This window comes from Elusimicrobiota bacterium (assembly GCA_026388095.1).
Classification (GTDB): Bacteria; Elusimicrobiota; Elusimicrobia; order UBA1565; family UBA9628; genus UBA9628.
The window spans coordinates 115180-138705 of the sequence record JAPLKL010000044.1; the positions used below are offsets into that span (position 1 = coordinate 115180).

A 23526-nucleotide genomic window follows, 5' to 3' on the forward strand; every position below is an offset into this window, starting at 1 on the left:
TCGCCCCGATTGACGGCAGGATCATGCCTGGAAGACTGCAGCCGTTGCGCATCGGAGACCTGAAGGTCCGACTGCCCATCGTGCAGGGCGGCATGGGCGTCATGGTGTCCACCGCCGCGCTGGCTTCGGCCGTGGCGGACTGCGGGGCCGCCGGCACCATCGCGGGGGTGGCCCTGGGCTACGGCACCCCGGAGAACGAGAGCGATTACCTCGCCGCCTCGCGCAACGCCCTGCGCGAGGAGATCCGCAAGGCCAAGGCCGCCACCGACGGCGTCGTCGGCGTCAACATCCTCGGGGCGCTGACCAACTACGACGAGCTCGCGCGCACGGCGGCCCAAGCCGGGGCGGACTTCATCGCCTCCGGGGCCGGGCTGCCCCTCAGCCTGCCTCAACACGCGGAGGGGACCGAAACGCGCCTGATCCCGATCGTCTCCTCGGGCCGGGCCGCCTCCATCATCGCCCGGGGCTGGAAGAAGCGCTACGGCCGGGTCCCGGACGCCTTCATCGTGGAAGGCCCGATGGCCGGCGGGCATCTCGGCTTCCGCAAGGACGAGGTCCAAGCCCCGGTCCCGGGCGTCCTGGAAGCGCGGGTCCTGGAGGTGCTGGCCGTGGCGCGGGACTGCGCCGCTGCCCCCGTGCCCGTGATCGCGGCGGGCGGCATCTTCGACGGCAAGGACGCGGCCCGTTTCCTGGCGCTGGGGGCCTCCGGGGTGCAGATCGCCACCCGGCTGGTGGCCACTTACGAGTGCTCGGTCTCTCAGCCCTTCAAAGACTTGTATGTCTCGGCGCGGCCGGAGGATGTGGTCATCATCGACAGCCCGGTGGGCATGCCGGGACGGGCCATACGCACGCCTTTCGTGGACCGCCTGCTGCGCGGAGAGGGCGAGCCCTTCCACTGCGGCTATCAGTGCCTCAAGACCTGCGATCCGCGCACGGCGCCCTACTGCATCGCCAAGGCCCTGTTCAACGCGGTGAAGGGCGACCTTGACCACGCGGTGGTCTTCGCGGGGCTCAATGTCTCCCGGGTGCATGAGATCGTCTCCACGCGCGAGCTGCTGTCAGGTTTTGTCGCCGAGGCCGAGGCCGAGCTCGCGCGCCTGAGTTAGGAGCAAGGAGAACATGAAAAAGCGGGATACTCTGATCGGAAGGGGTGTCGGGCTGGCCGCCGTCGCCGCGGCGGGGAGCTATTTCCTCTACGGCAAGCGGGGCCCCAGGATCTTCAGGCCGATCGCGGGCTGGTCCCTGAAGATGAAAGGCGAGGTGCTCGAACAGATCGAGGGCCGCAAAGAGATCGATGAGCAGGCCTACCGCAGGCTCGTGGATGACACCGCGCGGCGCTATGGGCGGTCGCGGCGGGTCCAAGCTTCGCAATTGCAGCGCCTGACCAAGGAGCTTCAGGGCGCCTGGACTCATATCAGCAAGCGGTTGATATAAAGGGTCCCCGGAAGCCGTCCTGGTCATCGCCATGACCGCGAGGGCTGGCGCGAGACGGACGAACTGCATCTGGAATGGCGGCCGCATCAGCGCAGGCGGAACCGGAGGCTGAGCCGTCCCAGCCAGCGGCGCGCGCAGTCCAGAAGGCTCGTCTCGCCCAGGCAGATGTCGCAGGCCCCGCAGCCCGCCGGCGCCGGAGGGTCGGCCGCGCCGAAATGCCTGGAAAGCAGCAGGTGCCGGCAGCTCGCGCCCAGCCCGTAGCCGCCCATCTGGCGGAGTTGGAGGAGGAGGGCGCGGCGGCGCTGCGAGGAGAGTCCCCCGTCCTTGCGCCGCAGCCGCAGGAGCGCGGCGAGGTCCCGGACCGAGAACAGCAGGACGCACTCGGCCGGCCGGCCGTCGTGGCCCGCGCGGCCCGACTCCTGCTGGTAGCGGTCCAGCGAGCCCGGCGTGTCGGCATGGACGACGTAGCGGATGTCCGGCCGGTCTATGCCCATGCCGAAGGCGACCGTGGCGACGACGACGTCGAGCCTTCCGGCGACGAAAGCGCCGTGCACGCTCTGCCGCTCGTCGGCGGGCAGCCCCGCATGGTAGGCCGCGCAGGAGACTCCCGCCTCCTGGAGCTCTTCGGCCAGGCGCTCCACGTCTGCGCGGGTGCGCGCGTAGACGATGCCGCCCGCGCCCTCGTGGCGGCGCACGACCGCCAGGACCTGCCGGGGCCGGTCGCGCGACGGCCAGACCCGATAGACGAGGTTGGCGCGGTCGGGATGGCCGATGAGGCGCGCGGGGCCGCGCAAGGCGAGCTGGGCGCAGATGTCGTCCTGCACCGCGGGCGTCGCGGTCGCGGTCAAGGCCATGCGCGCCGCTCCGGGGCAGCGCTCCAGGACCGGAGCCAGGCGGCGGTACTCCGGCCTGAACTCGTGCCCCCAATGCGAGATGCAGTGCGCCTCATCCACCGCTATGAGGAACAGCCGGGATGAGAGGCGCGGGAGGAGGTCTCCTGCGAGGAGGCGCTCCGGGCTCAGGTAGAGGAGTTCGGTGCGCGCGCTGGCCAGGCGGCGAAGGGCCTCGCCGCGGCGCCCCTCCGGCAGGTCGGAGTGGAGCGCGTCGGCGGCCAGCCCGGCCTTGCGCGCGGCCGCCACCTGGTCGTCCATGAGGGCGATGAGCGGTGAGACCACCAGGACGAGCCCCCGCCCCAGCGCCGCCGGGAGCTGGTAGCAGAGGCTCTTGCCGCCTCCGGTCGGGAGCACCACCATGCAGTCGCGCCCGGAGAGCGCCGTTGCCACGGCCTCCCGCTGGAGGGGACGGAACGAATCGTGTCCCCAGCGGCGGAACAGGACTTCCTCCCAGGCTCCCATACTAAGAGTACGAGCGAGGGCGCGAAAAGTTCCCTTACGGAATACGGTGAAAAAAGTAGAATGTCAGGCACCATGCACAGGGTCAAGAGCGTCATCAACCTCACCGTGATCGTGGCTGCGCTGGGATATTTCGTGGACATGTTCGACCTTCTGCTGTTCCCCATAGTCCGCCAGCCGTCTTTGACCGCCTTGGGCGTGGTCGGGCAGGACCAGGTCCGGGTCGGGGCTTATCTGCTCAACTGGCAGATGTTCGGCATGCTGCTCGGCGGCATCCTTTGGGGAGTCCTGGGAGACAAGAAGGGCCGCCTCTCCACCTTGTTCGGGAGCATCACCCTGTACTCCCTGGCCAACCTGGCCAATGCCTTCGTGACGTCCATACCGCAATATGCCTTATGGCGGTTCCTGGCCGGTCTGGGCTTGGCCGGCGAGTTGGGCGCGGCCATCACCTTGGTCAGCGAGATCCTGCCCAAGGAACTGCGCGGCTACGGCACCGCGCTGGTGGCCGCGGTGGGCGTGTTCGGCACCGTGACCGCGGCCCTGGTGGGCAAGTACCTGACCTGGCAGCAGGCTTTCCTCGTGGGCGGCGGGCTGGGATTGGCCCTGCTCTGCCTGCGCGCCGGCATCCGGGAAAGCTTCATGTTCCAGAACCTGTCCTATGCCCACGTCAAGAAAGGCAACTTCCTGAGCCTGTTCACGCACTGGGACCGCCTGGGCCGCTACCTGCGCTGCACCTTGATCGGACTGCCCATGTGGTTCGTGGTCGGGATTCTGGTCATATTCATCCCGGAGTTCGCTCCCAGCCTGGAGGTCTCCGGCCGGCTCGACCCGGCCATCGCCGTGGCCTGCTGCTACAGCGGGATAACCATCGGCAGCCTGGCCTCCGGCTTCCTGAGCCAGATCTGGGGCACCCGCACCAAGGTGGTGGGCCTGTTCATGGGCATGGCCTTCCTGGGCACGGCCGCCTATCTGCTGGGGCGCGGGTTCACCCCGCTGACCATGTACGTCATCGTGTCCTGGCTGGGCCTGGCTTCGGGCTATTGGGCCGTGTTCGTGACCATGGCCGCGGAGCAGTTCGGCACCAACCTGCGCGCCACCGTGGCCACGACCGTGCCCAATTTCGTGCGGGGCTCGGTGGTCCTCATCACCAACGGCTTCCTCATCCTCAAGGCCCCGCTGGGCATGCTCGGCAGCGCCTGGGCCGTGGGCCTGACCTGCTTCGCTTTGGCTTCGGTCAGCCTGCTCGGGCTCAAGGATACCCACGGCCGCGACCTCAATTTCGTGGAATGAGCGCCTCCTATGAAAATGACCCCATCCGCGCTATTGACTGTCAGCCTCCTCCTGTCCGGGAGCGCCGCCTCGGCATCCCCCAAGGCCGAGAAGACGGCCCTGACCCGAGCCATCGCCGCCGCTCTTGTCGACGCCGGCGCGCGGGTCGTCACCAATGTCCCGGCCACCGGCGTCACCGAGGTGTTCGACGCCTTCTGCGACCTATCGGGACAGCCGAAGACCTACTCCTACAACGAGGAAGTGGCCTATACCGTGGCGCATGGCGCGGCCATCGGCGGGGTGCGGTCGGCGGCGGTCCTCAAGTCGCACGGCTTCGCCAAGGCCGCCAACAGCGTCATCGACTCCCTCACCGCGGGGAACACGGCCGGCTTCGTGGTGCTGGTGTTCAACGACGAGTCCGGCGAGCATTCCGACACCGACTTCGACACCTTGCCCTTCGTGCGCGGCACCAAGCTCCCTGTGGTCGTCCCCAAGCCCGGCGCGGCCTATGAGGACGTCCTGCAGGCTTTCCGGACCTCCGAGAGGCTCCGGGTCCCGGTCGCCGTGGTCCTGGACTCAAATGACCTCGCCAAGGAGGTGAGCGTGGCGCGCCGGCGGCTGCCCGCCCCGGCCGCCGCTTATCGGCGCGACGTGTACCAGTATCTCCTGTTTCCCTTGCTCGCGCCGTATCAGCAGAAGATGCTGGAGGCGCGGCTGGCCGGCAAGCCTTTAACGGGCGAGAAGCCCCGGCTTCCCATCATCCCGGACCAGCTCTCACCGCAGTTCCAGGCCACCGCCAGGAGCTATGTGCCGGTCTTCGAGGCGTTCAAGAAGGTCAAAGGCGCCGACGCCGTGACCGCCGGGGACACCGGGACGTCCACCGCCTTCGCCTTCCCTCCTTTCGACTGCATCGATATGGCGACCTATTACGGCGGCAGTATACCCTTGGCGATCGGCCTCTACCTGTCGGGGAAGACCAACGCCTGGGCCGTCACCGGGGATTACGCTTTCGTGGCCGCGGGCCATATGGGGCTGATCGAAGCCGTGCAGCGCGGGATCCCGCTGAAGGTCCTGATCCTCCATAACGGATTCGCGGCGGCCACCGGCGGCCAGCGCATCATGCCGGACGTGTTCGAGAGGCTGCTCAGCGGATATAAAGACCACATCCGCTACATCAAGCATGCCGAAGCGGACGCGGACGCGGCGCGCAAGGTCCTCGCCGAAGCCAAGGCCTCGGGCCGCCTTGAGATCATCGTCGCCGAAGTGCCCTGACCGCGGCATCCGCCCTGGGCAGGAAGCCCGGGGACGTCATGGACAAGAGGGCCGCCGCCTCGGTCCGCAGGGGCCCAGGCGCGCCTGCCAGGGCCTCCAGGATGCGGCCCTCCAGGCCGACCAGATAGCCGGGGACTCCCGCGATGGCGAAGCGCGCGGCGACGCGGACCCTGTCTTGCGGGTGGCCGAGCAGGAGCCAAAGATTGTCCAGGGCTCCGTCGTAGAGCTCCCGCTCCTCCGGGGAGAGCTTCTGGAGCGTGGCGAGGGCTTCCTCCCGGCTGCGGGCGTCGAGGCGGGAGTCCGCCCACTTGCCCCAGGCGGTCCCGAGCAGGGCGGGGCCCAAGGTCTGGCGGTAGTATTCCGCGACGAACACCAGGGCCGCGTCCGCGGGGGCGTCGGCGCGGCGGACGGCCTCGGCCACGCTCCGCGGCCAGGCCAGGTGGTATTGCGCGGACTCGCCGCTCGGCAGCAGGGCTAGCAGCGCCAGGTAGCGGTCGTGCTGGCTGGCCTCGTCCTGGCCGCCCGCAGCGGCGGCTGCGAGCAGCCTGCGGTGCACCAGGGGAAGCTCCGACGGGTAGGTCCGGGCCTTGAGGAGGTTCATGAGCCCGAGACGGTGGACGCTCCGCCCGCCGTCGAAAAGACCCTCGCTGAGCAGGCGGTCCAGCGCGGGGCTGAAGAGGATGTGATCCGGCCGGGGGGGGCGGTTGCGGATCTCCTCGAACCGCGCTTTCGCCCAGAAGGGCCTGGGCATGCCCTCCGCCCGGGAGCGGGCCATGCTGTTGATGGACTCGAGCTTGCTCTCCGGGTAGATGGGATCGAGGCCCCAACGTTCGCAGAGCGACTCCAAGTCGGAGAGGGCCCTCTCCTGCCGGCCGGGGGTCAAGGGGTCGTTCTTGAGCAGGGCCTGCCGCACCAGCCCGGCTAGGCGCCGCTCGGCCTCGGCCCGGGGAGTCTTGGGGTCCGCGATCAAGGCGAAATCGTCGGTCTTGGGCGCCGGCGCCGGGCTTGGCGCAGGCGCGGGCGACGGCCCGCCCAAGAGCCCGGCCGCTTCCCACGCCACAGCCGCGTCCGGATGCCGGCGCAGGGCAGCGAGGGCCGCGGTCATGCCCGGCGGCAGGTCCGCGAAGTCATGGTAGCGGGTGGAGACGAGGCGCATGAAATCGTGGGCCTTGACCGGGTCGTCGTCCGCCAGGGCCTGCCGGCCAAGCTCCGCGAGTCCGGCTTCGTCGATCCGGTTGAAGGAGCGCACCGCGTCCATGACGAGCTTGGCCACGGAGCGGCCCGCCACGGCCGGGGCGGGCCAGAGCCTGGCGAAGACCTGCACGTTCTGCCAGCCCTCCTGGAGGCCGTAGACCTCGAGCAAGGTCCGCAGGATTCCTTCGTCGCAGGCGGCTCCTTCCTCGGCGCGGCCGGAGTTGAGCTCGTTGAGCAGTCCCATGAAGGAGCCGAAAGATCCGTGCGATTGCGAGCGCGGCAAGCCCAGGATGGCTTCGGGACGCTCGCGTCCGGGGCCGTCGATCCGGTAGGGCACGGCGTAGCCTTTCTTCTCGATCCATCGGCGCAGGGTGGCCTGGAAGCGCTCGAAGCGCGCGTGTTCTCCCTCATGGGTCAGCGCCCGGACGCCCACCAAGCCGGGCATCACGAAGCCCAACTGGTCGGCGCTCGGGTCGTAGTAGGCGATGGAGCCCTGAGCCTCGTCTGAGACGATGCCGATGCCCCGGCCCGCGAGGAAGCGCAGGACCCGCTGGAAGCGCTTGGCCAGAGCGGAATCCTTGAGGGTCCGGGCCGCCTCGACGATGCCGCGGGCGAGATGGAAGCCGAAGCCGTCTCCGACCAGGAGCGTGTCGCCGTCCCGGGCGACCCTCCGGCCGAGGCTCGCGGCCGTTTGCGTCACGAGGGCGAGCTCCCCGGCCGTGAGGCCCCGCGCGGAGAGGACCTGGGTGGTGTGGCGGCGCTCGGGAAGGAGATTGTCGTAGATCCTCCAGGCGCGGTCCTTCTGGGCGGCGCGGCCGGGGCTCCGGAGCATGACCAGGCCGGCCATGCGCTCCTCCGGCTGCTCCGAGCCGAGAAGGTCCTTCCAGAAGGCGAGGCCATCGGCGACCTCGTAGACGTCGAAGCCCTCATGCTTCTCCACGCGGTAGGAGTGCTTTTGCAGGTTCCCGAGGAAATGTCTCTTGAGGACCTCGGGCAAAGACGCGGCGAAGCCCGCCACCTCCGCCAGGGCGTCCGTCGTGCGCCGGCGCGCCTCCTCGCCGCCCGCGCCTTCCGGCAGCCAGAGGCCGGGGTGTTCGCCAGCGTAGATCCGGCTGATCCGGCTGAAGTCATTGGGCGTGAAGGCCGCGAGCATGAGCGAGCGTTCCTCTTGCGAGGCCAACTTCCCGAGCCTCTCCTCCAGCCGGTCCGCCGCGGCGCCGTCCAGGGCGCCCACCGCGAAGGTGCCGGGGCCCACCGCGATCCTGGCGGGAAGGACGGGAGCCTCTTCGGGGAGCACCGAGGATTTGTCGTAGGCGGCGTCGAGGCAGCGGCCGCCGTCCTCCCGGGTCCGGGCGGCCAGGCTCTCCAGGGACTCGACAGTGGACGCGCGCTCGCGCCCGGCCTCCGGCGTCCGGGGAACGGGGGCGACGGGCTCCGGCGCCAAGATCGCCGGCGGGGCCAGGACCGGGATCGGGACCGGGGTCGCGACCGGGATGGCAGAAGGTCGCAGGGAAGGCGCCAGGAGCGTGGGATCGAGCAATGGCGACCATGGGCCCGCATGGAGAGCACCGGTCAGACGCAGGGCCGGGACCGGCTGCGCGAAAGTCGCGGGCAGAAAAGCCCGTCGCAACGGGATCGAGACGCCGCGAGGAGAAGCCGCGGCAGGGCCGGTCAGCAGGAGCGCGAGAAGGACGGCCCGCGAAGCAGGCCCCCCGTATCGGGGCGACGCCGTGGAGCGCACGTATATATTGAATCACGCGCCCGCGCCCGCGCCTAGAGACTTTGGTCCCAGCTTTCAGCCGCCAATCGGTCCCTGCGGGCGGGCCCGAGGGCTTTGCTCATCGCGGCGGGGCGTTGTAGTAATCGACGGTGAATATCTCGGCGAAGGAATCCGGCGGTCCGTCCGCTGACACCGTCAGGGTGAAGTCATGGTTGGCGGCGACCTCGCGCGCGAAAGGGTTGAGCCAGGGGCTCAAGTCGATTTGAATCGGAGCGGTCCCTGACGCCAGGATAGGGGAGAACTTCCGGTCGTTGACGGCGAAGCGCAGGCTGGTGATCCCCCGGGGATAGACGACGAGTTTGGTCTTGCCGGTGCGGCTGAAAAAGCGCAGAGAGAATCCGCGGTGATCGGGATCGATGATCGCGACGCGGTTCCACAGCGGTTCGCGTTCCTGATAGCGGGTGTCGCTCGCCGGCGGGAGGGCCAGCGCCCGCAGCCTGGCCAGGTACGATCGGGGGTCTTTCAAGTCGACATGGTCCAGGGAAAAGAGGGAGAACCCCTTGAGGTCCTGTTCCCTGGAAAAGAGAAGTTGTCGGGCGGCGGCCTCAGGGGACAGAAGAGGCATATACAAGCCTAGGACGATGCGGCGGCTATCGGCGGTCTCGCGCGCGTTGATGACGCTTTGCCAGTTCTGGGTCGGGTCCTTGAAATAAGACATCAGGACCGCGAAATCGAGCAGATTCGATTGCAGCCAGCCGCGATAGCCGGTGAAGTTCCGCCCATAACCGAGGTTCCAGGCCGCCAGGACGGCGGCGGACACCGCCGCGGCCGGACGTGCCCGCTTGATCTCCTCGCGACAGGATCCCAGCACGGCAGTGATCTGTTTGAGACGCCACTCGTCCCATTCCTGGGTATGCTCGGCCGGCTGGCGGCCGGTCTCCTCCTGGAATCGTCGGATGGAGACCGGATCGTAGCCCGCGCCCGGCGTGCGCGGCCCCATGTGGGCCGGGTAACGGGCGAAGTCGTAGTGGATGCCGTCGACCGCGTAGCGCCGCGAGAGCTCTGCGATGACCTGGACCAGGTGTCGTTGGGCATCGGGATGATTCCAGTTGATCCAGTAGTTCTCCTCGACGTAGCCGGGCTGGGGGTCTTTCGGGTCCGGGAAAGAGGGCTTCCCTGCGGCGTCGCGCATGATCCAATCCGGATGGGCGTTGAAGATGTGCCGCGGATCGACCGGCAAGGTGGTGCTGCTGCGCCAGACGACTCCCAGGTTCACCCAGGCGTGGACCTGAAAGCCCTTTTTATGGCCTTTACGCAGAGCATAAGCCAAGGGATCGAAGTCGTCCGGTTGTCCGCTCAGAGTCTCGGCGCGGGGCACGAAGTCGGAGTGGTAGTAGGCGTCGCCGTTGACCCTCGCCTGCACGAATAACGTGTTGAGTCCGGCGGCCTGGGCCAGATCCATGGCGTCGTCGATGGCTGCCGTGGAGACCATCTGGCGCCAGCCCACGATCCAGCCGGCGCGCATCTCGTTCTGTTCGTTGAACGTCGCCGGAGGGTCCGGGGCGACGGCGATGGCGGCGAGGCCCGTGCCCAGAGGCGCGTCGGCCAGCGCGCGTTTTGCCGGCTGGGAGGCGCAGCCCGCGAGGGATAGCGCGGCCAATCCCGTCAGGCAGCAGCGGCTGTCGCGCCAGCGCATAGCGCATTGTATATCTTTCCCGGGCAGGCCTAAGGCCTGGGTGCGCTTCGTCCGGGATGACATGGCCTGTCGGAACGTTGTTATAATCTCCTCCGATGCGCCGCCATCTCGTCAGAAGAGGGAAGTCCGTGCTGTGCCTTCTCTGCGCCATCGCATTCTCCCCGGGCCAGGCGGCGGCCCGAGCCGATCCCCGGCACTTGAACCGCTACATCTACGAGGATACCCGGCGCTTGGTGGCGCTGGTGGAGGACGCGGCGGACCTCCTGGAGCGCGAGGGCAGCGGAGCTTTCGCGGAGCTGGGCCGCAAGGGCTCGCGCTGGTTCGACGACGAGCGCTACTTCTTCGTGTACGACCGCGACGGCAACTGCGTCTTCCATGCCCAGGAGCCCCACTTGGTCGGGGAGAACCTCATGGACCTCAAGGACATGGACGGCAAGCCCGTGATACGGATGATCACGGACGTGGCCAGGCAGCCCGGGGACCGCGCCAGCGGATGGGTCTTCTACCTCTGGGAGGACCGCGTCCAGATGAGCCCTTCCGCGAAGGGCGCCTATGTGCGCAAGGTGAACGGCCCGGACGGCAAGGTCTACGCCATAGGCAGCGGTCTGTACAATCTGAAGATGGAAAAGGAGTTCGTGCGGGAGCGCGTGACGATGGCCGCGGAGCTGCTGCGGACCAAGGGCAAAGACCGCGCTTTCGCGGAGTTCCGCGACCCCGGCGCGCCTTTCGCCTTCCTGGATACCTTCATCTTCGTCATGCGCATGGATGGCCGGTCGCTGCTGGATCCCGCGATCCTCGTCCACGCGGGGCGGGACCTCAGCGGCTTCCAGGATGCGATGGGCCGCTACGTGGTCCGGGAGATGCTGGAAAAACTGGCCCAGGGGGAGGAGGCCTGGGTCCAGTATCTGTGGCCCAAGCCCGGCGCGTCTTTGCCGTCGCGCAAGGTCGCCTACGTGCGCAAGGTCCGGGTCGGCGGCGAGGATCTCGTGGTGGGCGCCGATTTTTTCATGGCCACGCCCATCTGGATGAGGCTCTGATGGCGAGGAAGCCGGCGAGCCTGATCTACGGCGTGGAGGAGAGGCCGCCTGGCTGGGAGCTTGGTCTCCTGGCGGTCCAGCACATCTTCCTCATGTCGAGCACCTTGGTCCTGCCCGTGGTCCTGGTCCGGGAGATCGGCGGCTCCTTCGGCCAGGTCCAGGCCGTGGTGGCCTTGACCATGATCGCCTGCGGCCTGGGCACCATCCTGCAGGCCCTGCGCTGGCGGGGCCTGGGCTCGGGTTTCCTGTGCCCCAATCTCTGCGGGCCGAATTTCTTCGCCGCCTCCATGTCGGCGGCGTGGCTGGGCGGCCTGCCCCTCATGCGCGGCATGACCATCGTCGCCGGCCTGATGGAAGCCGTGTTCGCGCGGCTGGTGCATCGCCTGAAGTTCCTGTTCCCGCCGGAGATCACGGGCCTGGTGGTGCTCATGGTGGCCGTGAGCCTCGTGCCCATCGGCACGTCCAAGTTCCTGGGCGTCAATTTCACGGGCGAGCCCATCCAGGGCGCCAACCTCCTCGTCGCGGCCCTCACTTTGGCCGTCATGGTCGGCGTCAACGTGTGGGGGAAAGGCAAGCTCAAGCTCTACAGCGTGCTCTTCGGCATGGCGACCGGCTACACGCTCTCCATCGCGGCCGGCCTGACCGGCGCCGAGCAGCTCCGCGAGGTGGCGGCGGCGCCCTGGCTGGCCCTGCCGCGCCTGGAAGGGATGACGGAGCTCTCTTTCCGCTGGTCGCTGGCGCCGACCTTCTGCATCGTCTCCATATGCGGCGCGCTCAAGTCCTTCGGCAACCTCATCATGTGCGAGATGGTCAACGACGAGGACTGGCGCGAGCCGGATGTGCGCCGCATCGGCGACGGCCTGCTGGCGGACGCGGCCTGCGTCACGGTCTCGGGGCTCATCGGAGGGATGGCCTCGGACACCTCGGCCTCCAACGTGGCCCTGAGCCGGGCCTCCGGCGCCACGAGCCGATGGATCGGATTCGCGGCCGGCGCCCTTTTCATCGCCCTGGGCTTCTCGCCCAAGCTCAGCGCCGTGCTCTCCATCATGCCCATGCCGGTGATGGGCGCCATCCTGGTCTTCGTGACCAGTTTCATGATCCTCTCCGGCCTGCAGATCATCCTGTCTTCCGGGGCGGACACGCGCCGGACTTTCGTGATCGGAATCGCGATCATCGCGGGGTTGAGCCTCGACGCCATGCCCGAGCTTTACGCTGGCGTCCCGCGCTGGATCAAGCCGCTGTTCGATTCTCCCTTGACGCTGAGCACGGTCCTGGCCGTCTCCTTGAACCAGGTCCTGAGCCTGGGCGCGAAGAGCGAGGAGCCCGCGCGGGGCAGCGCGCAGCGCGAGGAATGAATCCTACTTCGCCCCGATCGGCGGCCGCTGCGGGGGCTTGACGGAGAACGGCAGGGAGCGCGCTGGCGCGACGCCGGCGGGCATCCTCTCGTAGACGCTGATCTGGCAGGCCATCCACATGCAGGGCGGGCGCAGCGCGCGGAAGGCCGCCTCCAGGCGTCCGGTCCGGGGGCGGGAATAGGCATAGCGCCGCTCGGCCAGCCTGCGCACCCAGTAGCGCTTGGGCTGCTCGTTGACGTGGTGGAGGCCGCCCTGCTTCGGGCGGGCCGCGGAGAGGAGGATGGTGCCGCTGAAACGGATCAGGTTGTCCAGGAACACGCCGCACAGCGGCTCGGGGATGTGTTCGGCCACCTCGAGGCAGAGGACGAGGTCGAATGCGCCCCAGATGTTCTCGAAGGGCTCGGTCAGGTCCTGCTTGTGGATCCGGGCCGGGAATGACTGGTCGGGGGGCGGGAGCACTCCATCGATGGAGAGGACATCCACGCCGCGCGAGGCGAACAGGTGGCTGAAGACGCCGCCCCCGCAGCCGAGGTCCGCGATCCGTCCGGGATGGAACTGACGGTCGATCTCATCCGTGATGATCTGCGCCGAGCGGACATAGTCCGAGTTCTCAGGGCCCCACTCCTTGAAGAAGGCCGCATCGTATATCCGAGCCAGATCGGGCATCATACGGGTAGAGTATAGACAAAGTCGGCGGCCAGGCGCTCGCCGGGGCGCCGGCCGAAAATCACGAAGCCCTCCGCGCGGGAAGGCTTCTCAGGGGACTGGCGGCCCAGTCTGGGTAAAAGGTCGAACTCACCGGATGGCCTTCGCCTGGGTGGAATAAACGATATTTTGTGGTTCTTGCCGTGACTCCACGAACAAACCCGTTGGCTGCGATGGGGATGAAGGGGAACCTCGGATTCCCGCCACTATCTCTAAGCGTCGTAGCTTGGGTCTATGTTATGATGGCTCGATGGGATATATCCCCGGCCGACCAGGAGCTGCAGCGCAGGGAGGGGCGACGGGGAGGCTTCTCACGGTCTTCGCCGCGGCTCTTCTGGCCCTGCCAGGCTGCTCCGGACCGCCGCTCATGGTCGGACGGCCGGGCGCGCTTCTGCCCGAGCCCGCGCCCAACATGGCTTTCGCGGCGATCGAAGGTGACCCGAGCGAGCCCACCTTCTGCGTGGCCAGCGTCTCGGGCCCGATCGATCTGGAATTCTATCTAGTCGAGACAGGGAGGTTCCGGGACCTGCGGCTGCGGTCGCAGGATCGTTCCGGCTGCGCCGTGTTCCTCCACGTCGGGGTGGACGGAGGGAGCACCTTCGCGAACGGTTGGATCAAGGCGCACTCCGCCTTTACGGGCGAACAGTTTTGGGAAGCGCGGGGCAAAGGCGGCTTCGGCCGCTCTGTCTTTCCCGAGCTGATCAGGGCCCTGAGGCTGGCCTTCCAGCCCGGACGCCCGGCTTTTGAGCAACTGGCGCAGAGCAAGGCCAAAGGCCAAAGTCAGGTCGCCTCCGCTCCCGCCGCTGCGCCGGCCGCGGCGGAGATCGTATCGGACGTCGACCAGGCGCCGTCCACCGCGAGGGTCCGGATCAAGGGCCACGCCGTCATCATCGGCGTCTCGCGGTACCGCCAGGCCCTGCCGCGCGCCGACTTCGCCGACCGGGACGCCCAGGCGATGGCTCGGTATGCCAAAGGTGTCCTCGGGTATCCGGACGCGAACGTGGCGGTGCTCGTCGACGACGGCGCCTCGAAGAGCGACTTCGAGAAGTACCTGGAGCGCTGGCTTCCCAACCGGGTCGAAGCGGACGACGAGGTGTTCGTCTATTTCTCCGGCCACGGCGCGCCCAAGCCCAGCACCGGCGACGCCTACCTCGTCCCGTTCGATGGGGACCCGACTTATCTCGACGAGACGGGCTACTCGCTCAAGCGGCTCTATGCCGCGCTCGCCAAGCTCCCGGCGAAGCGGACGACCGTGGTCCTGGATTCATGCTTCAGCGGCGCCGGCGGCCGTTCGGTCATCGCGCAGGGGACGCGGCCGCTGGTCACCGTCAAATTGTCCTCGGTCCCGGAGCGGATCACCGTGATCTCCGCCGGCGCGGCGGAGCAGGTCAGCAATTCCTTCCGGCAGCAGGGCCACGGCCTGTTCACCTATTTCTTCCTGAAGGGCTTGCAGGAGAAGGGCGCCGACCTCAAGGAGGTCTTCGCGTACCTCAAGCCCGAGGTCACCAGGGTCGCGCGGCAGGAGTACAATGCCGACCAGGAGCCGCAGTGGCGGGAAGGCCGATAGCCGCGGCTTTCCTCCTGCCGTTGCAATCCGTGCATTTGATTGGATAAGCATTGAAAATGCGCCCCAGACACGCTGGCAAACCTCGTACACGACGGCTCGCCGCTTGCACAACTCTCGCCGCAGCTCTTCTTTCCGCAGCGCCCCGCGGCGCCGCGGCGCAGGCCTCCGATTGGTGGTCGGCCTGCACGGAGGAGCGGCAGAGGTTCTGCGGGAACGTGGAGCCGGGCGGAGGCCGGGTCATGATATGTCTCGACGGGCACGAATCCGAGCTCTCCGCCGCCTGCCGCAGCGCGAGGACAGTGCCCGGCGCAAGCCACATCCACCCGGCTCCCGCAGCCCCGCCCGCTGCGGAGCAGCCGCCGGCAGCACCCGCCGCCAAATCGGCCGCCGTCGTCTCCGGGCCGATGGCCGCTCGCCGCGCCCAGGTCCTGGCCTATATCGCCGGCCTGCCCAAGAGGGCGAATAAGAAGGTCCTCTCAGGACAGCATGCCGGGGATTCTCAGCCGGCTCAAAATCCATTCTGCGCGCAGTCCGGTTACGCGAAATTCATCGACGCCCTGGCGGCCTCCACGGGCAAGCGCGTCGCCATAGCGGGAGGAGCCTATGACGCGCTCATGCCTTCTCCGGCGCCGCTGCGCCGCCTGCTCGCGGTCAATGCGGTCATGAAGGCGCACTGGGACCGGGGCGGCTTGGTGGAGCTAGGCGTCGCCGCCCACAATCCCTGGACCGGGGGGCCGGCCAACGACCCCAAGTTGAACGGACATCGCCTCGTCGAGGCGGTCACACCCGGCACTGCCGCCAACAAGGCCTGGATGCGGCAGCTCGACGACTTCGCGGCCGCTCTGGCCGATCTGCAGGACTCCGGCGTCGTCGTGCTTTGGCGTCCCTTCCCTGAGTTCAACGGCGACTGGTTCTGGTGGGGGGCCGCGCCGGACGGCGCAGATTACGTCGCCCTGTGGCGGCATATGCACGACTACCTCGTCGGAACCAAGAAGCTCGACAACCTGATCTGGGTCTGGGCCGCCACGCGCGAAGCGGGCCCCTGGGTCCAGCCGATCGACAAATATTATCCGGGCGACGCCTATGTCGACATCGTGGGCATCGACATCTACAACGACACGCTCGACGGAGCCGCCGTCAAGGCCTACCGGGAGCTGTCGCGCCATGGCAAGCCCTTCGCCCTGGCCGAATACGGCCCCGACAACAAGACGACGACCAAGACCGGCGCGCTGGACCTGACCACGCTGATAAGCCAGATCAAGGCGGTCATGCCGGATGTGGTCTACTTCAAGACCTGGGCCGACTATACAGGCCCCGCCGGGAACATGTACTGGTCGCTCCTATCGAACCAGAAGGCGGCAGAGTTGTTGTCGGATCCCTGGGTGGCCAACGCGGACGATCTGCCGAGATTCGGACGAGCTCTCCAGCGGCCCGGTCCCTGAAAGAAAGAACCGGAAGCGCGGGCGTCGCGATTCCGGTTTTGCTATGCGGTCTTGTCTTCGAAGCTGGCGGCCCAGTCTGGTCAAAAAATGGAACTCACCGGGCGGCCTTCACCTGGGCGGAATGAATTCCACAACGCGCTATTCCCAGCAGAAACGCAGCAAGTGCGTTTTTTGGAGGTGGAATATAATGTCGTTGCAGATTCACATTCGGCATGATCCGGATTGCTTCAGATGCCACCTGGCGCCGCGGGCGTAGCCTTGGCAGGCCATTAGTCCGAGCCGGCGAAGGTGGTTAAGGTCATCTCTGAGGGCTCTTGCAGTGGCAGCCGATTCTAAGAGGGGTAGGAACGAGTATCTATTCGCAGACCGGGATTTGGCCGGCATTCTGCTCAGGAAGAATGGGCACAAGCGCGCTCTTGGAGTGAGGCCATGCCGACCCCGATCTGCCGGGCGCCTGGGAGGTCTCGCGGGTGCGACACCCAATGCCATCGCTCAGGCCTGATTACAATTTGGTAGGACAGCCTACTAATCTGTTGAAAGGAATCGGTTTTTCTGTTAAACTAACTGGAACCCCATGAAACTATTCCTGAGGCCGATGACCCAGCTGCTTTTGCACCGCCTGCGGGAGCCGCAGAAGCTCTTGCAGATCCTTATCGGTCCCCGCCAGGTAGGTAAGACGACAGCTATCGATCAAGTGACCAAGTCGCTGCGCCGCAAGGGCTTTGCAACGATTTCGGTCAATGCTGATGCGCTCGCCTCGCCGCCCAAGGCCTGGATTGCCGAGCATTGGGCAAAGGCGAATGCCCTGGCGAAGTCCGACAAGCCTGTCGTGTTGGCCTTTGACGAGCTCCAGAAGATCCCTGGCTGGAGCGAGATCGTTAAGAAGGAGTTTGATGCGAATCAGAAATCGAAGCCGGCAAGAAGGCCGCGGGTCGTGATTTCGGGTTCGTCGGCACTCATGGTGGAGCGGGGTCTGACCGAGAGCCTGGCCGGGCGGTTCGAGCTAATCCGCTTCCCCCATTGGGGGCTCGATGAGGAATCGCGCGCTTTTAAAGTCGGCCTGGATCGGTATATTGCGCTCGGCGGTTATCCCCGATTGAGAGAATTTGCTGGCGACAGCGACCGGTTCCTCGAGTACGTCCGCGATTCAATCATCGAATCGGTGATCAGCAAGGACATTCTCTTGCTGCATCCTGTCGAGAAGCCGGTTCTGCTGCGGCGGCTCTTCGAATTCGCCTGCCATCATCCGGCAGAGATCGTTTCGCTTCAGAAAATGTTGGGCCAGTTGACCGACCAAGGCAACGTCACGACGATTGCGAGCTACTTGGATTTGCTGGCGAAGGCCTTCTTGATCGTCCCGCTCCAAAAGTACAGCCCGGAAATCCTGCGCGTGAGATCCTCGAGCCCGAAGTTGATCGTCTCGGCGCAGGCGCTCATCGCCGCCGTGCAAGGGCCGACGCCCCAAGAGCTGATCAAGAACCGAGCGCTCTATGGCCGGTGGGCAGAGAACGCGGTCGGCGCGCACCTGTTGCAGGCGGGCTTTGAAGTCTTCTATTGGCGAGAAAGAGACGAGGAAATCGATTTTGTCACCAGGCGCCGCGGCGTCATCTGCGCCATCGAGGTGACTGCATCTCAAAAGAAGCGATCAGGCCGAGCGCTGCAGCAATTGGCGAAGAAGATCGGCGTGTCGAAGACCTTGGTCATAGGGCCAGGCGGGATTGAGCTCGGCGATTTTCTTAAGACAGATCCTGCCGGCATCCTCATCTGATAAGGCACCAAGCCACGGGAACGAAAAAACCGGAAGCGCTTTTCAGCGCTTCCGGTTTTTTCGTTCTGAGTATATTCCGCGGAAGATAATGGCGGGGTCGACGGGATTTGAACCCGCGGTCTCTGCCTTGACAGGGCAGCGTGTTAAACCAGGCTACACCACGACCCCAGAAATCCGAGCCACAACTATATCAAAATTCGGCGGGCTTGGGAAAAGGCCCTCGCGGATGCTAAGATAGTCGGGTCCTATGGGAGGGAACATGAAGAGGTCCATGCTGCTGGCTTCAGCCTTCGTCTTCGCCGCTGTCCTGTGCCGCGCTCAGGCCCCCGCGGAGGGCACGGCGGCGCTGGCGCCCGTCAACAAGCGCTTCACGGACGAGTTCAAGGGCGGCAAGCTCTCCGACCGGTGGGAGCCTCTGCAGGCCGTGGGCGGCAGCTACAAGCGCTTCGTGCGCATCGACCCCGGCAAGCTCGCCGTGTCCGTGCCCGCGGGGAACTCCTGGGGCAAGACCGGCATCATGAGCCGCGAGCCTCTCTTCACCGTGACCGAGGCCATGGCCAAGACCCCGCTCACCCTCGACTTCGCCCTCGGCAACGACCAGAGCACCGGCTTCTGCATCGCGCTCTCCGCGGTCAAGGACGCGGATGTCTGGCGCCAGTCCAACGTCTGGCTGCACTGGGCCCGCAAGTCCGACGAGGAGGGGGTCTTCTATTTCACCAACACCCAGGACCGGGACGAGGACTACGGCGCCGCCAAGACCGACGCCAAGCCCTCGCGCATGGTCACCTTGTCGGTGTCTCCCGAGACCGTCAAGGTCGACACCGCGCAGGGCCAGCACCTGACCGGCGCCTTCTCCTGGCTCAAGCCCGGGACCGCGGTCTACCTCTACGTCTTCAGCCATCCGGCGCGAGAGGGCGGCGCGGCGGACCTGGTCCTGCATTCCATCCGGATGCGCTAGGCGGGGAAGTGGTGGGTCGTGCAGGATTCGAACCTGCGACCCTTCGCGTGTAAGGCGAATGCTCTACCGCTGAGCTAACGACCCACTGCGGTCATCTTACCACACTATGTCAGGGCAGGAAAGCGATCTTGCCGACGAAGTAGTCCACGCCCAGGTTGACCCGGTCGGCCGCCAAGTGCAGGGCCTTGCGCAGGGTCTTCAGCGGCAGGGAGTGGTTGAGCTTGATCGTCAGGATCATCGTCTCCTTATCGAAATCCACTTTGGCTGACTCGACCTGCGGCAGCAGCATCAACTCGATCTCGATGCCTCGAGCGCAGGTCGTCGTCAGCATCCCGATGACTTTGACGGAGTAGCGCCCCGAGGGCAGCTCCTTGTACGCCACGGCCTCTTCCGCGGGCGGAGTGAAGCCCGGCGCGCCCCAGGCGGACGGGCCCGCCAAAACGGCCATGACCAGGATGCCGGCAGTCGCCCAACCCCGCATAAGCACAAATTAGCATATTCTCTCGACGATTTAGTAGACTCACCGCTTGAGGGGATCACCCTGCGACACCGCTCTTTTCGAACCGGAGGCATGAATGGCTTACGCCCAGACGCTGCCGATGCACCAAACAGTCTTCTATGACGCGGCCGGAGGCCGGGACTCGGTCCTGGGCGACGCGGCGGCCGTCGTAGCCATGAGCTGGGCCATCGCCGTCTGCGCCCGGCTTTGCGTGCCCCTGCCCTTCACCCCGGTGCCCCTGACCGGCAGCACGCTGGGGGTCCTCTACGCCGGGGCCCTCCTGGGACCCCGCCGCGGCAGCGCCGCGGCCGCGCTTTACCTTCTCCAAGGCGGCTGCGGCCTGCCCTTCTTCGCGGGCGGGGCCGCGGGCTGGGCCTGCCTGCTCGGGCCCACGGGCGGCTATCTGCTGGGGTTCCTGCCCGGCGCCTGGCTGGCGGGCTTGCTGGCCGCGCGGGGCTGGGACCGCCGGTTGGGCTCCAACCTGGCCCTGCTGCTGGCCGGGTCCGCCGTCATCCTGGCCTGCGGCTTGGCCGGACTGGCCCGTTTCGTTCCCGCCGGCCGCCTCTTGTCCGTCGGGCTTTATCCCTTCCTGGTGGGGGACTTGCTCAAATCCGCGGTCTGCTGCGCCCTCCTGCCTTGGGGCTGGAGGCGGCTCGGCCGCAATTCGGACCAGGGAGGACAGAATAGAGCGCAACAGTTACACTTTGCCGACTTATCTCGGGTGCGCGGGCGCCCGAGTATAAGTGCGCGAAGATGAAGAGAACGACGGTCTGGGACATCGTCACCGGACTCGCGCTCACGCTCTGCGTCCTCGCGGCCTATCTCCTGAACTGGTCCGTCTGCGAGGGCGTCGAACTCAAGTTCTATGACTTGCGCTCCAAGCTCCGGCAGAGCCTCACCGCGGCCGACGAGGTCGTGCTCGTCTCGATAGACGACGACTCTTTGGCCGCCATCGGCCGCTGGCCGTGGCCGCGCTGGCGCCTGGCGGCCTTGGTCGACAGGCTCTCCTCGGCGGGGGCCAAGGTCGTGGGCCTCGGCTTCGTGCTCTCCGACGATGAATACAACCCGGGCCTGGCCGAGATCCAGCGCCTGCAGGAGCGCTACGCGGGGCTCGTCACCGCCCGCGCCGTCACGGACAAGAAGAAGGTCTTCGAGTTGGAATTCTCATCCGCCATGGTCCATCTGGACTCGGACTCCAAGCTGGAGGCGTCCCTGCGCAAGGCCGGCAACGTGGTCTTGGCCATGTCATTCTCCCAGAGCGGCAGGTCCGGGGCCAAGCCGGAGGCGCTTGCGGCCGCGGTGTCGAGCTTCACCGTCGCCCGCGAGGCCGCGGCCGGGGTCCCTGATCTCCTCAGCCCGGACGGCCTCAAGGCCGCCTTCCCCATCTCGCGGTTCGCCTCGGCTTGCGCCGGCATAGGCGCCGTCAGCCCCGCGCCGGATCCCGATGGAGTCCTGCGCCGGGAAACGCCGGTCTTCCGGTACGCGGACTCCTATTTCCCATCCTATGCGTTGGAGCTGGCCCTGGCCTATAGCGGGCTCAGCCCCCGCGAGGCGGTCTTCAAGCCCGGCCGGGAGGTCCGCGCGGGGAAGATCGCCATCCCCCTCGACGCTGACAGCCGCATGCGCATCTCCTTCGACGGACCGGAGGGGACCTTCCGGTCCTTCACGTACCAGGACGTGATGAACGACAAGGCCTCCCCGGACGCCTTCGCCGGCAAGATCGTCATCGTCGGCCTTACGGCCTCCTCGGCGGCGACCCTCTTCACCACGCCCTTGGGCGGCAGCGTCCCGCCCGCCGAGCTGACCGCCAATGTCATCGAGAACATCCTGCACCGCAGGTTCCTCACGCGGCCTTCCTGGGCCGCCAATTGCGAGTTGGGCCTCCTGCTGGCCGTCGGGCTGTTCGTCATGTTCGTGCTGCCTCGTCTGAGAGCATTGTCGGGCCTGGCGATCAGCATCCTGCTCCTGGCGGGCCTGGCCGCCTGCGGCATCTATCCCTTCGTCAGCAGCGGCTACTGGATCAAGGTCGGCTACCCCGCGATCCTGCTCGTGCTGGCCTATCTGGCCGTCATCTTCAAGCGCTTCTTCGCCCTGGAGAAGGGGACGGGACTCGCGGCCGCCCCGGCCCCGGAGGCCGGGACCGGCGGCAAGGAGATCCGTCCCGCCGGCGCCGGCGGGACTTCCGATACCGCAGGTGCCGCCAAGCCGACCTTGGGCCGCTATGAGATCGAGAGCGAACTGGGCCGGGGGGCCATGGGCATCGTGTATCTGGGCCGCGACCCCAAGATCAACCGGCAGGTGGCCATCAAGACCTTGGTCCTCGCCGAGGGCTCGGACGCGGCCGCGACCAAGGAGATCAAGGAGCGCTTCTTCCGGGAGGCGGAGTCGGCCGGGACCCTCAACCATCCCAACATCGTGCGCATCTTCGACGCCGGCGAGGCGGCCGACGTGGCCTTCATCGCCATGGAGCTCCTCGAAGGGCACGACTTCACGCGCTACACCCGCAAAGAGGGCCTGCTGCCGGTGGACCGGGCGCTGGAGTCCGTCGCCGTGGTCGCCGACGCCCTGGACTACGCCCACACCAAGGGGATCGTGCATCGGGACATCAAGCCGGCCAACATCATGCTCCTCAAGGACGGGACGATCCGCGTCGCCGACTTCGGCATCGCCCGCATCACCGCTTCGTCCAAGACATCCACGGGCAAGGTCATGGGCACCCCGTCCTACATGAGCCCGGAGCAGGTGGCGGGCAAGAAGGTGGACGGCCGCTCCGACATCTTCTCGCTGACCGTCGCCCTTTACGAGCTGCTGACGGGGCAGAGGCCTTTCCAGGGCGGCGAGGGCCTTTGGACCCTCCTGTTCCAGATCGCCAACGACCCTCATCCCGACCCCCGCCTCGCCCGTCCGGACCTGCCGCCTTGCGTGCTCCCCATCCTCGCCAAAGGCTTGGCCAAGGATCCCGACCAGCGCTACGCGCGCGCGGCGCTCCTGGCCGCCGACCTCCGGGCCTGCTGCGCGGCCGTCAAGTCCGGCGTCTGCGCCCAGGAGGTCACCCAGCCCCTGCCGGCGGCGCCTGCGGCAGCGGAAGTCCCGCAGGCGTCGCCTGCTCCGGAGGCCGCGGCCGCCATCCGGCTGGAGGCTCCGCCGCCCATCGCTGCGGAGCCGGTCCCGATCCTGCCCGAGCCGGCGCCGGACCCGCGCGGGGACGTGGCCCTGCCTTCGGCGGCGGCCCCGGCGCCCGCTGGGGCCATCCGTCTGCCTCCCCCGGGGGAGCAGGCCCCGGATACGGAAACCACGCTGCAACTGCCGCCGGACCAGGAGAAGCCATGAGCCCTGAACGCGTCTGGGATTTCTTCGGAAGGACGGACGCCGGCTGCGTGCGCGCCAACAACGAGGACAGCTTGGGCATCGACGCGGATCTGGGCCTGCTGATCGTGGCCGACGGCATGGGCGGGCACAACTCGGGCGAGGTGGCCAGCGACCTGGCCGTGTCGACCATCCGGGACTACGCGCGCCGGATGCTCGGCGGGGAGAAGGTCCTCGTCCCGGAGGGCGCCGACCCCGACTCGTCGGCGCGCTGCCGGCAGTTGGAGCACTTCATCAAGACCGCCAACACCGTCATCTACGAGAAGGGCCGCGCCCTGCCCAAGGACGCGGGCATGGGCACCACCGTGGTCGCGGTCCTGGCCGACGAGAGATCCTTGAGCGTGGCGCATGTCGGCGACAGCCGCCTCTATCTGTTCCGTCGGGGCGTCCTGAGGCAGCTGACCGAGGACCATTCCCTCGTCGGCGACCAAGTGCGGCGGGGCCTCATCACCCCCGAGGCGGCGGCGCACTCCACTTTGCAGAACATCCTGACCCGCGCCGTGGGCGCCGAGCCGGAGGTCAAGGTCGACGTCGCGGAGCATCCGGTCCTGCCCGGAGACGTGCTCCTCCTGGCGACCGACGGCCTCAATAAGATGGTCAGCGATGAGGGGCTCGCTCAGGTGCTGGCCCGGGAGCCGGCACCGGCTCGGGTGGTGGACACCTTGGTGGACATGGCCCGCCGGGCCGGGGGATTGGACAACATCACGTTGATCTGCGGCCGCCTGGGCGCGGCCCCGGCGCTGGGATTCTGGCGCAAGGTCTCGAAGTTGTGGGAGCATTGACGCCGAAGCCGCTGCTGAAGCTCGACGCCGCCGGTTCCTGAGCCGGCGCCGTTCGGGCGGTCCGGCCTACCCTCCGCCGTCATTGATTCCGGGCCGTATAATCGGTATAT

18 protein-coding genes and 2 tRNA genes are annotated in these 23526 nt (G+C 67.3%); 13 read left to right on the plus strand and 7 right to left on the minus strand.

Annotated elements, in window-relative coordinates; translation table 11 throughout:
- Window positions 1-23 precede the first annotated feature (23 nt).
- Entirely contained in the window at window positions 24-1106 is a 1083-nt protein-coding gene (locus tag NTY77_10910; GenBank protein ID MCX5795995.1) for a nitronate monooxygenase family protein, read from the plus strand.
- 13 nt (window positions 1107-1119) lie between these two features.
- Complete coding sequence (locus NTY77_10915) at window positions 1120-1434, plus strand: hypothetical protein (GenBank protein ID MCX5795996.1); 315 nt, start codon at window positions 1120-1122, stop codon at window positions 1432-1434.
- Window positions 1435-1520: 86 nt separating this feature from the next.
- Here NTY77_10915 and NTY77_10920 read toward each other — a convergent pair whose 3' ends face one another.
- Window positions 1521-2789, minus strand: coding sequence for a RecQ family ATP-dependent DNA helicase (locus NTY77_10920; GenBank protein MCX5795997.1), 1269 nt, complete (start codon window positions 2787-2789; stop codon window positions 1521-1523).
- A gap of 72 nt (window positions 2790-2861) precedes the next feature.
- Between NTY77_10920 and NTY77_10925 the strand changes: the two genes are divergently transcribed.
- A complete protein-coding gene (locus NTY77_10925) occupies window positions 2862-4076 on the plus strand; it encodes an MFS transporter (protein MCX5795998.1) in 1215 nt (404 codons plus the stop codon).
- 9 nt (window positions 4077-4085) lie between these two features.
- A complete protein-coding gene (locus NTY77_10930; protein MCX5795999.1) occupies window positions 4086-5327 on the plus strand; it encodes a thiamine pyrophosphate-dependent enzyme in 1242 nt (413 codons plus the stop codon).
- Here the strand turns inward: NTY77_10930 and NTY77_10935 are convergent.
- Complete coding sequence (locus NTY77_10935) at window positions 5305-8061, minus strand: hypothetical protein (protein ID MCX5796000.1); 2757 nt, start codon at window positions 8059-8061, stop codon at window positions 5305-5307. The genes NTY77_10930 and NTY77_10935 overlap by 23 nt on opposite strands.
- A gap of 298 nt (window positions 8062-8359) precedes the next feature.
- Window positions 8360-9937 (minus strand): family 10 glycosylhydrolase, encoded by a 1578-nt coding sequence (locus tag NTY77_10940; protein ID MCX5796001.1) that lies wholly within the window; start codon window positions 9935-9937, stop codon window positions 8360-8362.
- 95 nt (window positions 9938-10032) lie between these two features.
- On the opposite strand from NTY77_10940, the gene NTY77_10945 reads away from it, so the two are divergent.
- Together NTY77_10945 and NTY77_10950 are read left to right on the plus strand one after the other, a co-directional pair.
- Window positions 10033-10974, plus strand: a complete 942-nt coding sequence (locus NTY77_10945; protein MCX5796002.1) for a cache domain-containing protein — start codon at window positions 10033-10035, stop codon at window positions 10972-10974.
- The gene (locus tag NTY77_10950) at window positions 10974-12329 is read left to right on the plus strand and encodes a purine/pyrimidine permease (protein ID MCX5796003.1); all 1356 of its coding nucleotides are present in this window, start codon (window positions 10974-10976) and stop codon (window positions 12327-12329) included. The genes NTY77_10945 and NTY77_10950 overlap by 1 nt, the downstream gene beginning before the upstream one ends.
- Before the next feature lie 3 nt (window positions 12330-12332).
- On the opposite strand, the gene NTY77_10955 is transcribed toward NTY77_10950, so the two are convergent.
- Window positions 12333-12998, minus strand: coding sequence for a methyltransferase domain-containing protein (locus tag NTY77_10955; protein ID MCX5796004.1), 666 nt, complete (start codon window positions 12996-12998; stop codon window positions 12333-12335).
- 286 nt (window positions 12999-13284) lie between these two features.
- Here NTY77_10955 and NTY77_10960 point away from each other — a divergent pair, with 286 nt between their 5' ends.
- From NTY77_10960 to NTY77_10970, 3 genes are all read left to right on the plus strand, one after another.
- Complete coding sequence (locus NTY77_10960; GenBank protein ID MCX5796005.1) at window positions 13285-14601, plus strand: caspase family protein; 1317 nt, start codon at window positions 13285-13287, stop codon at window positions 14599-14601.
- 239 nt (window positions 14602-14840) lie between these two features.
- A complete protein-coding gene (locus NTY77_10965) occupies window positions 14841-16043 on the plus strand; it encodes a glycosyl hydrolase (protein ID MCX5796006.1) in 1203 nt (400 codons plus the stop codon).
- A gap of 574 nt (window positions 16044-16617) precedes the next feature.
- Window positions 16618-17811, plus strand: a complete 1194-nt coding sequence (locus NTY77_10970) for an ATP-binding protein (protein ID MCX5796007.1) — start codon at window positions 16618-16620, stop codon at window positions 17809-17811.
- 89 nt (window positions 17812-17900) lie between these two features.
- On the opposite strand, the gene NTY77_10975 is transcribed toward NTY77_10970, so the two are convergent.
- A tRNA-Asp gene (locus NTY77_10975) sits at window positions 17901-17979 on the minus strand.
- A gap of 91 nt (window positions 17980-18070) precedes the next feature.
- Here NTY77_10975 and NTY77_10980 point away from each other — a divergent pair.
- Window positions 18071-18769: a hypothetical protein gene (locus NTY77_10980; protein ID MCX5796008.1), complete on the plus strand. Its 699-nt coding sequence runs from the start codon at window positions 18071-18073 to the stop codon at window positions 18767-18769.
- Window positions 18770-18778: 9 nt separating this feature from the next.
- Here the strand turns inward: NTY77_10980 and NTY77_10985 are convergent.
- Together NTY77_10985 and NTY77_10990 are read right to left on the minus strand one after the other, a co-directional pair.
- Window positions 18779-18853: transfer RNA gene (locus tag NTY77_10985), tRNA-Val, on the minus strand.
- Between the two features lie 25 nt (window positions 18854-18878).
- Window positions 18879-19250, minus strand: coding sequence for a heavy metal-associated domain-containing protein (locus NTY77_10990; GenBank protein ID MCX5796009.1), 372 nt, complete (start codon window positions 19248-19250; stop codon window positions 18879-18881).
- Window positions 19251-19344: 94 nt separating this feature from the next.
- Here NTY77_10990 and NTY77_10995 point away from each other — a divergent pair, with 94 nt between their 5' ends.
- Genes NTY77_10995 through NTY77_11005 form a run of 3 tightly spaced genes read left to right on the plus strand, consistent with a single transcriptional unit; the run spans window position 19345 to window position 23416 of the window.
- The gene (locus NTY77_10995; GenBank protein ID MCX5796010.1) at window positions 19345-20025 is read left to right on the plus strand and encodes a biotin transporter BioY; all 681 of its coding nucleotides are present in this window, start codon (window positions 19345-19347) and stop codon (window positions 20023-20025) included.
- Window positions 20022-22598: a serine/threonine-protein kinase gene (locus NTY77_11000; GenBank protein MCX5796011.1), complete on the plus strand. Its 2577-nt coding sequence runs from the start codon at window positions 20022-20024 to the stop codon at window positions 22596-22598. The genes NTY77_10995 and NTY77_11000 overlap by 4 nt, the downstream gene beginning before the upstream one ends.
- A complete protein-coding gene (locus NTY77_11005; protein MCX5796012.1) occupies window positions 22595-23416 on the plus strand; it encodes a Stp1/IreP family PP2C-type Ser/Thr phosphatase in 822 nt (273 codons plus the stop codon). The genes NTY77_11000 and NTY77_11005 overlap by 4 nt, the downstream gene beginning before the upstream one ends.
- Window positions 23417-23526 lie beyond the last annotated feature (110 nt).

Bases quoted from the DNA above. Each gene is read 5' to 3' on its own strand.
- NTY77_10910 (MCX5795995.1), top strand. From the start codon at position 24: ATGCCTGGAAGACTGCAGCCGTTGCGCATCGGAGACCTGAAGGTCCGA.
- NTY77_10915 (MCX5795996.1), top strand. From the start codon at position 1,120: ATGAAAAAGCGGGATACTCTGATCGGAAGGGGTGTCGGGCTGGCCGCC.
- NTY77_10920 (MCX5795997.1), bottom strand. From the start codon at position 2,789: ATGGGAGCCTGGGAGGAAGTCCTGTTCCGCCGCTGGGGACACGATTCG.
- NTY77_10925 (MCX5795998.1), top strand. From the start codon at position 2,862: ATGCACAGGGTCAAGAGCGTCATCAACCTCACCGTGATCGTGGCTGCG.
- NTY77_10930 (MCX5795999.1), top strand. From the start codon at position 4,086: ATGAAAATGACCCCATCCGCGCTATTGACTGTCAGCCTCCTCCTGTCC.
- NTY77_10940 (MCX5796001.1), bottom strand. From the start codon at position 9,937: ATGCGCTGGCGCGACAGCCGCTGCTGCCTGACGGGATTGGCCGCGCTA.
- NTY77_10945 (MCX5796002.1), top strand. From the start codon at position 10,033: ATGCGCCGCCATCTCGTCAGAAGAGGGAAGTCCGTGCTGTGCCTTCTC.
- NTY77_10950 (MCX5796003.1), top strand. From the start codon at position 10,974: ATGGCGAGGAAGCCGGCGAGCCTGATCTACGGCGTGGAGGAGAGGCCG.
- NTY77_10955 (MCX5796004.1), bottom strand. From the start codon at position 12,998: ATGATGCCCGATCTGGCTCGGATATACGATGCGGCCTTCTTCAAGGAG.
- NTY77_10960 (MCX5796005.1), top strand. From the start codon at position 13,285: ATGGGATATATCCCCGGCCGACCAGGAGCTGCAGCGCAGGGAGGGGCG.
- NTY77_10965 (MCX5796006.1), top strand. From the start codon at position 14,841: ATGATATGTCTCGACGGGCACGAATCCGAGCTCTCCGCCGCCTGCCGC.
- NTY77_10970 (MCX5796007.1), top strand. From the start codon at position 16,618: ATGAAACTATTCCTGAGGCCGATGACCCAGCTGCTTTTGCACCGCCTG.
- NTY77_10980 (MCX5796008.1), top strand. From the start codon at position 18,071: ATGAAGAGGTCCATGCTGCTGGCTTCAGCCTTCGTCTTCGCCGCTGTC.
- NTY77_10990 (MCX5796009.1), bottom strand. From the start codon at position 19,250: ATGCGGGGTTGGGCGACTGCCGGCATCCTGGTCATGGCCGTTTTGGCG.
- NTY77_10995 (MCX5796010.1), top strand. From the start codon at position 19,345: ATGGCTTACGCCCAGACGCTGCCGATGCACCAAACAGTCTTCTATGAC.
- NTY77_11000 (MCX5796011.1), top strand. From the start codon at position 20,022: ATGAAGAGAACGACGGTCTGGGACATCGTCACCGGACTCGCGCTCACG.
- NTY77_11005 (MCX5796012.1), top strand. From the start codon at position 22,595: ATGAGCCCTGAACGCGTCTGGGATTTCTTCGGAAGGACGGACGCCGGC.